7 protein-coding genes are annotated in these 7,699 nt (G+C 69.2%); 6 read left to right on the top strand and 1 reads right to left on the bottom strand.

Annotated elements, in window-relative coordinates:
* Window positions 1–91: 91 nt before the first annotated feature.
* Entirely contained in the window at window positions 92–1,432 is a 1,341-nt protein-coding gene (gene murA, locus B072_RS0120635; RefSeq protein WP_018531872.1) for a UDP-N-acetylglucosamine 1-carboxyvinyltransferase, read from the bottom strand.
* 253 nt (window positions 1,433–1,685) lie between these two features.
* Between murA and B072_RS0120630 the strand changes: the two genes are divergently transcribed.
* From B072_RS0120630 to B072_RS0120605, 6 genes are all read left to right on the top strand, one after another.
* On the top strand, window positions 1,686–2,246 hold the full coding sequence (locus tag B072_RS0120630) for a YqgE/AlgH family protein (RefSeq protein WP_018531871.1): 561 nt from the start codon (window positions 1,686–1,688) through the stop codon (window positions 2,244–2,246).
* Window positions 2,247–2,334: 88 nt separating this feature from the next.
* Window positions 2,335–2,625 (top strand): DUF3039 domain-containing protein, encoded by a 291-nt coding sequence (locus B072_RS0120625; protein WP_018531870.1) that lies wholly within the window; start codon window positions 2,335–2,337, stop codon window positions 2,623–2,625.
* A 176-nt stretch (window positions 2,626–2,801) separates the two neighbouring features.
* Entirely contained in the window at window positions 2,802–4,100 is a 1,299-nt protein-coding gene (locus B072_RS0120620) for an extracellular solute-binding protein (protein ID WP_018531869.1), read from the top strand.
* The gene (locus tag B072_RS0120615; protein WP_018531868.1) at window positions 4,097–4,987 is read left to right on the top strand and encodes a carbohydrate ABC transporter permease; all 891 of its coding nucleotides are present in this window, start codon (window positions 4,097–4,099) and stop codon (window positions 4,985–4,987) included. The genes B072_RS0120620 and B072_RS0120615 overlap by 4 nt, the downstream gene beginning before the upstream one ends.
* 20 nt (window positions 4,988–5,007) lie before the next feature.
* A complete protein-coding gene (locus tag B072_RS0120610; protein ID WP_018531867.1) occupies window positions 5,008–5,877 on the top strand; it encodes an ABC transporter permease subunit in 870 nt (289 codons plus the stop codon).
* A 27-nt stretch (window positions 5,878–5,904) separates the two neighbouring features.
* Window positions 5,905–7,515: a beta-N-acetylhexosaminidase gene (locus tag B072_RS0120605; protein ID WP_018531866.1), complete on the top strand. Its 1,611-nt coding sequence runs from the start codon at window positions 5,905–5,907 to the stop codon at window positions 7,513–7,515.
* Window positions 7,516–7,699: the final 184 nt, after the last annotated feature.

The raw sequence follows: 7,699 nt of genomic DNA, 5'->3' as shown, positions 1-7,699 counted from the left end.
GGCTGCCCGGTGGCCGTGCGTACGGCGATGGGGGCCACCCGGAAGATCCGGGTGGCCCCCATCGCCGTACAAGCCGGCAGGCGAGACGCGGCTAGCCGAGCGCCTTGCCCGGGAGTTCGACCTTCGCGCCGAGCTCGACGAGCTTCTCCATGAAGTTCTCGTAGCCGCGGTTGATCAGGTCGATGCCGTGGACCCGGGACGTGCCCTGCGCCGCGAGCGCCGCGATCAGGTACGAGAAGCCGCCGCGCAGGTCGGGGATGACCAGGTCGGCGCCCTCCAGCTTGGTGGGCCCGGAGACGACCGCGGAGTGCAGGAAGTTGCGCTGGCCGAAGCGGCAGTCGGAGCCGCCCAGGCACTCGCGGTAGAGCTGGATGTGCGCGCCCATCTGGTTGAGCGCGGAGGTGAAGCCGAGGCGGGACTCGTAGACCGTCTCGTGGACGATGGAGAGGCCCGTGGCCTGCGTGAGGGCCACCACGAGCGGCTGCTGCCAGTCGGTCTGGAAGCCCGGGTGGACGTCCGTCTCCAGGGCGATGGACTTGAGCTGGCCGCCGGGGTGCCAGAAGCGGATGCCCTCGTCGTCGATCTCGAAGGCGCCGCCGACCTTGCGGTACGTGTTGAGGAAGGTCATCATCGAGCGCTGCTGGGCGCCGCGCACGTAGATGTTGCCCTCGGTCGCGAGCGCCGCGGAGGCCCAGGACGCGGCCTCCAGACGGTCGGAGAGCGCGCGGTGCGTGTAGCCGCCGAGGCTGTCGACACCGGTGATGCGGATGGTGCGGTCGGTGTCCATCGCGATGATCGCGCCCATTTTCTGCAGGACGCAGATCAGGTCCTCGATCTCCGGCTCCACGGCCGCGTTCGAGAGCTCCGTGACGCCCTCGGCGAGGACGGCCGTGAGCAGGACCTGCTCGGTGGCGCCCACGGAGGGGTAGGGGAGGCGGATCTTGGTGCCGCGCAGGCGCTGCGGCGCCTCCAGGTACTGGCCGTCGGCCCGCTTCTCGATGGTCGCGCCGAACTGGCGGAGCACCTCGAAGTGGAAGTCGATCGGCCGGCCGCCGATGTCGCAGCCGCCGAGGCCCGGGATGAACGCGTGGCCGAGGCGGTGCAGGAGGGGACCGCAGAGGAGGATCGGGATGCGCGACGAACCCGCGTGCGCGTCGATGTCGGCCACGTTCGCCGACTCCACGTGCGAGGGGTCCATCACCAGCTCGCCCGGCTCCTCACCCGGGCGGACCGTCACACCGTGCAGCTGCAGCAGGCCGCGTACGACCCGGACGTCGCGGATGTCCGGGACATTGCGCAGCCGGCTCGGAGCGCTGCCGAGCAGTGCGGCGACCATGGCCTTGGGCACGAGGTTCTTCGCGCCGCGGACACGGATCTCACCCTCCAGCGGGGTTCCGCCGTGGACAAGCAGTACATCGTCGGTGACGGTCATGAATCTCGCGTTCCGATGAGGTGGGCAGGGGGCCAAGGGACAAGGGTAAGGGCCGCCTCCCCCTGTTCCGTAAGCCCGCGGAGGCTCCGGAAGCGTCATGACTTCGCTACAACACGAACCGTTCCGAATCGGGCACATGGGGTGACGACCCGTGCCGGTGCGCCCCTTCCGCTTCCATGCGCGCCGACCTGCATTCATATGGGACTTGCGCTTGGCTCCCCGCGCCGGGGGAATCTGCGGGATCATGTCTGGCATGACCGAGGTGTCCTCGCTCACAGGGCGGCTGCTCGTGGCCACGCCCGCCCTCGCGGACCCGAATTTCGACCGAGCGGTCGTGCTGCTTCTCGACCACGACGAGAAGGGCTCGCTCGGCGTCGTCCTCAACCGGCCGACCCCGGTGGACGTGGGCGACATCCTGGAGGGCTGGGGCGACCTGGCCGGTGAACCGGGTGTCGTCTTCCAGGGCGGTCCGGTCTCCCTCGACTCGGCGCTCGGGGTCGCGGTGATCCCCGGCGAGGACGGCCCGCTCGGCTGGCGCCGCGTCCACGGCGCGATCGGCCTCGTGGACCTGGAGGCCCCGCCGGAACTCCTCGCGTCGGCGCTCGGCTCCCTGCGGATCTTCGCGGGCTACTCGGGCTGGGGCCCCGGCCAGTTGCAGGACGAGTTGACCGAGGGCGCTTGGTACGTCGTCGAGTCGGAACCGGGGGACGTCTCCTCGACCAGACCGGAAGGCCTGTGGCGCGCGGTGCTGCGACGCCAGCGCAGCGAGCTGGCGATGGTCGCGACGTACCCGGACGATCCGTCGCTCAACTGAGGTTCGGGTGCACCCCGCCCCGCCCCCGGCGAGTGATCTGGAACCGGCCCGTGCCAGGACACGGCAGGCTTAAGTACCCTTGGCGGTTATGAGCACTCTTGAGCCCGAGCGCGGGACAGGTACGGGGACCCTCGTAGAGCCGACGCCGCAGACGTCGCACGGCGACGGCGATCACGAGCGCTTCGCCCACTATGTCCAGAAGGACAAGATCATGGCGAGCGCGCTCGACGGGACGCCGGTCGTCGCGCTCTGCGGCAAGGTGTGGGTGCCCGGCCGCGACCCGAAGAAGTACCCCGTCTGTCCCATGTGCAAGGAGATCTACGAGTCCATGGGCTCGGGCGGCGACAGCGACAAGGGCAAGGACGGCGGCAAGAAGTAGCCCCTCCCCCTTCTTTGTTGTTCGGGGCCCCCGGTGGTGCGGTGACGCACGCCGGGGGCCTTTGTGTTGCCCGTAAACCATTGCGCTCACTGGTCCAGTCCTTCTAGCCTCCGTCGTGTTGTGCACAGCGAAACCCCCATTGCGTATGTTGCAACGACACTTCGGAGGCGTTTCCGATGAAGCTCCCTGCCCGAACAGCTCTGCCTCTCACCGCACTTGTTCTCGCGGCCACCGCCTGCGCCCCCGGTACCTCCGACAACAGCGGCTCCGCGAAGGACGACAAGAGCGGCACGCTGCGCGTCTGGCTGTTCCAGGAGGTCAACAACGCGCCCAAGAAGAAGGTGACGGACGACGCCGTCGCCGCCTTCGAGAAGGCGCACGACGGGGCGAAGGTCAAGGTCGAGTACATCCCCGTCGAGACCCGCGCCGAGAAGATCAAGGCCGCCTTCAACGACCCGAAGAGCGCCCCCGACGTCATCGAGTACGGCAACACCGACACCGCCGGATACGTGAAGGACGGCGGACTCGCGGACGTGAGCGAGGAGTTCGGGGCGTGGGACGAGGCCGCCGACACCGATCCGACCGCGAAGGAGTCCGTGACGGTCGACGGGAAGGTCTACGGCGCCCCGTACTTCGTCGGCGTCCGCGCCCTCTACTACCGCACCGACGTCTTCAAGGAACTGGGCGTCGAGGTCCCGAAGACGCAGGGCGAACTCGCCGCCACCGCGCGCGCCATCCACAAGAAGCGGCCCGAGCTGTACGGGCTCGCGGTCGGCGGCGCGTACACGTACGGCGCGATGCCGTTCATTTGGGCGGGCGGCGGTGAACTCGCCGAGGAGAAGGGCGACTCGTACGCCTCCGCCATCGACAGCCCCGCCGCCCAGAAGGGCATCAAGGCGTACACCTCGCTCTTCGGCGACACCAACTGTCCCGCCGCCAAGTGCGCCGCGATGGGCGGCAACGACACCGTCACCGCCTTCGCCTCCGGCAAGGCCGCCATGGCCATCGGCGGCGACTTCAGCCACCAGGCCGTCGAGGCCGGGAAGGTGAAGGGCAAGTACGCGGTCGTGCCGCTGCCGGGAGCGAAGGCGGGGGAGATCGCGCCCGCGTTCGCCGGCGGCAACAACATCGGCGTACTCAAGAGCACCTCGCACCGCACCCTCGCCGTCGACCTCATGAAGCAGCTCGCCGGGAAGGACAGCCAGCGCGCGCTCTTCGACGCCATGGGGTTCCTGCCCACGTACAAGGATGTGCGCGAGGAGGCCGCGAAGAAGGAGCCGTTCGTCGAGCCCTTCGTGAAGACCCTCGGCGCGGGCGCCAAGTTCGTGCCCGCCTCCCCGGCCTGGGCGCAGATCGACGCCTCGCTCGTGCTGCCGACGATGTTCCAGGAGATCGTCAGCGGCCGTAAGGACGTGAAGGCGGCGTCCGGCGACGCGGCGAAGAAGATGGACGAGGCGTTCGGGGCCGCCGGGTGAGCTCGCCTGCGCGCGGGGCCCGCTGGACCCCGTGGCTCTATCTCGCCCCCGCCCTGGTCCTGCTCGGCGGGCTGCTCGTCTACCCGATCTACCAGCTCGGCCTGATCTCCTTCCTGGAGTACACCCAGGCCCAGGTCAGCGGCGGCGAACCGACCACCTTCCAGGGCCTCGCCAACTACCGGCGCCTCTTCTCGGACCCCCAGTTCTGGCAGGTGCTGCTCGCCACCGTGCTGTTCGCGGCGGCCTGCGTCGTGGCGACCCTCCTCGTGGGCTGCGCGCTCGCCGTGCTGCTCACGCGGGTGCGGGCGGTGCCCCGGCTCGCCCTGATGCTGGCCGCGCTCGGCGCCTGGGCGACCCCGGCGATCACCGGCTCCACGGTCTGGGTGTTCCTCTTCGACCCCGACTTCGGCCCGGTGAACAAGGTCCTCGGACTCGGCGACCACTCATGGACGTACGGCAGGTACAGCGCCTTCACGCTCGTCCTGCTCGAAGTGGTCTGGTGTTCCTTCCCGTTCGTGATGGTCACCGTGTACGCGGGGATCCGGGCGATCCCGGGCGAGGTCCTGGAGGCCGCCGCGCTCGACGGGGCCTCGCAGTGGAAGACCTGGCGCTCGGTCATGGCGCCGATGCTGCGGCCGATCCTCGTCGTCGTCACCATCCAGTCGGTCATCTGGGACTTCAAGGTCTTCACGCAGATCTACGTGATGACGGGCGGCGGCGGCATCGCGGGACAGAACCTCGTGCTCAACGTGTACGCGTACCAGAAGGCCTTCGCGAGCAGCGAATACAGCCTCGGCTCGGCGATCGGCGTCGTGATGCTGGTGATCCTGCTCGGCGTGACGCTCGTCTATCTGCGGCTGATGAGGAGAGAGGGGAGGGAGCTGTGAGTTCCCCCGGACTTTCCGGCGTGCTTTCCGGTGTCCGTGCTCTGCGTGGTCTGCGCGGTCTGCGCGTGCGCCGGCCCTGGCGGCTCGCCGCCGAGGCCACCGCCCTGGTCGTGGCGGTCGTCGTCGCCTTCCCGCTGTACTGGATGGTGCTCAGCGCGTTCAAACCGGCCGGTGAGATCGAGTCGACCGAGCCCCGGCCGTGGACGCTCTCCCCGTCGCTCGACGCGTTCCGGCGCGTGTTCCAACAGCAGGAATTCGGCCGCTACTTCCTCAACAGCCTGCTCGTCGCGGGAACGGTCGTGGTGGTCTCGGCACTCGTCGCGTTTCTCGCGGCGACGGCCGTGACGCGCTTTCGCTTCAAGTTCCGCACGACGCTGCTGATCATGTTTCTCGTCGCCCAGATGGTGCCCGTCGAAGCCCTCACCATCCCGCTGTTCTTCCTCATGCGGGACTTCGGTCAGCTCAATACGCTCGGCTCGCTGATCCTGCCGCATCTCGCCTTCTCGCTGCCGTTCGCGGTCTGGATGCTGCGGGGGTTCGTGAAAGCCGTTCCGGAAGCGCTGGAGGAGGCCGCGTACCTCGACGGCGCGAGCCGCTCCCGCTTTCTGTGGCAGATCCTCTTTCCGCTCGTCCTCCCGGGACTCGTGGCGACGAGCGTCTTCTCCTTCATCTCCACCTGGAACGACTTCCTGTTCGCGAAGTCCTTCATCATCAGCGACACGTCCCGGTCGACGCTGCCGATGGCCCTGCTCGTCTTCTTCAAACCGGACGAGAACGACTGGGGCGGAATCATGGCGGCCTCGACCGTGATGACCATTCCGGTCCTGGTCTTCTTCGTACTCGTGCAGCGGCGCCTGGTGTCCGGGCTCGGCGGCGCGGTCAAGGACTGACCTCACATCAAGAAAGGCCCGCACTCCATGGATCTGATTCCGGCACCCCGCCACGCGGCCTGGGGCGACGGCTCGTACGCACTCGGCGACGCCACCGGCATCGCGGCCGGCGAGGGCACCGAGGACACCGCCCGCTGGCTGCGCGCGGTGCTCGGCGCCGTGACCGGTCTCGCCCTGCCGCCCAAAGGCGCGGGCGACACCGATGTCCTGCGGCTCCTGGTCGACCCGGCGCTGGCCGCCGAGGAGTACCGGCTGACCGCCACGGCCGAGGGCGTCACGATCGCGGGCGGCGCCCCGGCCGGCGTCTTCTGGGGCGCGCAGACGCTGCGTCAGCTCCTCGGCCCCGACGCGTACCGCAGGGCGCCGCTTCCCGGGCGTACGTGGAGCGTCCCGCACGTCACGATCGAGGACGCGCCGCGCTTCGGCTGGCGCGGCACGATGCTCGACGTCGCACGCCACTTCATGCCGAAGGAGGGCGTGCTCCGCTATCTCGACCTGCTCGCCGCCCACAAGCTCAACGTCCTCCACTTCCATCTCTCCGACGACCAGGGCTGGCGCGTGGAGATCAAGCGCCATCCCAAGCTGACGCGGGACGCCTCCTGGCGCACGCGCACGAAATGGGGCCACCGGGCCTCGGAGTTGTGGGACGACAAGCCGCACGGCGGCTTCTACACGCAGGACGACATCCGCGAGATCGTCGCCTACGCCCACGCCAGGCATATCGCGGTCGTCCCGGAGATCGACATCCCCGGCCACTCGCAGGCGGCCATCCACGCGTATCCGGAACTCGGCAACTCCGATGTGATCGACACGTCTTCCCTCCCCGTCTGGGACACCTGGGGCGTCAATCCGAACGTACTCGCCCCCACTGACAACACCCTCCGCTTCTACGAGGGCGTCTTCGAGGAACTCCTCGACCTGTTCCCCTCCACCTTCATCCACGTAGGAGGGGACGAATGCCCGAAGGACCAGTGGAAGCAGTCGCCCACCGCGCAGGCCCGCATCAAGGAACTCGGGCTGAAGGACGAGGACGAGTTGCAGTCCTGGTTCATCCGGCATTTCGACACCTGGCTCAGTGAGCGCGGGCGCCGGCTCGTCGGCTGGGACGAGATCCTCGAGGGCGGCCTCGCGCCGGGGGCGACGGTCTCCTCCTGGCGCGGCTACGCGGGCGGGATCACCGCCGCCCGGGCCGGACACGACGTCGTCATGTGCCCCCAGCAGCAGGTGTATCTCGACTTCCGGCAGGCGCCCGGCGACGACGAACCCGTGCCCATCGCGTACGTCCGCACCCTGGAGGACGTCTACCGCTTCGAGCCGGTTCCGCCGCAGCTCACCGAGGACGAGGCCCGGCACGTGCTCGGCACCCAGGCCAACCTGTGGACCGAGGTGATGGAGAACGCGCAGCGCGTCGACTACCAGGCATTCCCGCGCCTGTCCGCCTTCTGCGAGGTGGCCTGGAGCGAGCTGCCCGAGCCCGCCGCGCGCGACTACGCGGACTTCGAGCGCCGAATGACGGTCCACTACTGGCGACTTGACGCGCTCGGCGTCGACTACCGGCCGCCGGGCGGCCCGTTGCCGTGGCAGCGGCGGCCGGGGGTGCTCGGACGCCCGATCGAAGGGGCGCCCCCGAACGTGTGAGCCGGGCCCGGTGCGGCGTGTCGCGGGGTGCGTCGCCGGGTGCGCGCCCCGCACGGCCGTGAGGAGGGCCGTTTCGGGTGCCCGGCCTTTACGTCACCTCATATGTCACCGAAGAGTGCCAATTCGTGCGCACCGGCGAGGCGGTGAGATTTCGGTCATCTCCCAGGTGGAAGGGGCGAAAGCC

The organism is Streptomyces sp. HmicA12 (assembly GCF_000373565.1).
GTDB lineage: Bacteria > Actinomycetota > Actinomycetes > Streptomycetales > Streptomycetaceae > Streptomyces.
Note: the sequence above shows the minus strand (reverse complement) of the source record. Positions and strands in the feature narration are given on the sequence as shown.

Coding starts and splice junctions, on each gene's coding strand:
- murA (WP_018531872.1), bottom strand. CDS start 1,432: ATGACCGTCACCGACGATGTACTGCTTGTCCACGGCGGAACCCCGCTG.
- B072_RS0120630 (WP_018531871.1), top strand. CDS start 1,686: ATGACCGAGGTGTCCTCGCTCACAGGGCGGCTGCTCGTGGCCACGCCC.
- B072_RS0120625 (WP_018531870.1), top strand. CDS start 2,335: ATGAGCACTCTTGAGCCCGAGCGCGGGACAGGTACGGGGACCCTCGTA.
- B072_RS0120620 (WP_018531869.1), top strand. CDS start 2,802: ATGAAGCTCCCTGCCCGAACAGCTCTGCCTCTCACCGCACTTGTTCTC.
- B072_RS0120605 (WP_018531866.1), top strand. CDS start 5,905: ATGGATCTGATTCCGGCACCCCGCCACGCGGCCTGGGGCGACGGCTCG.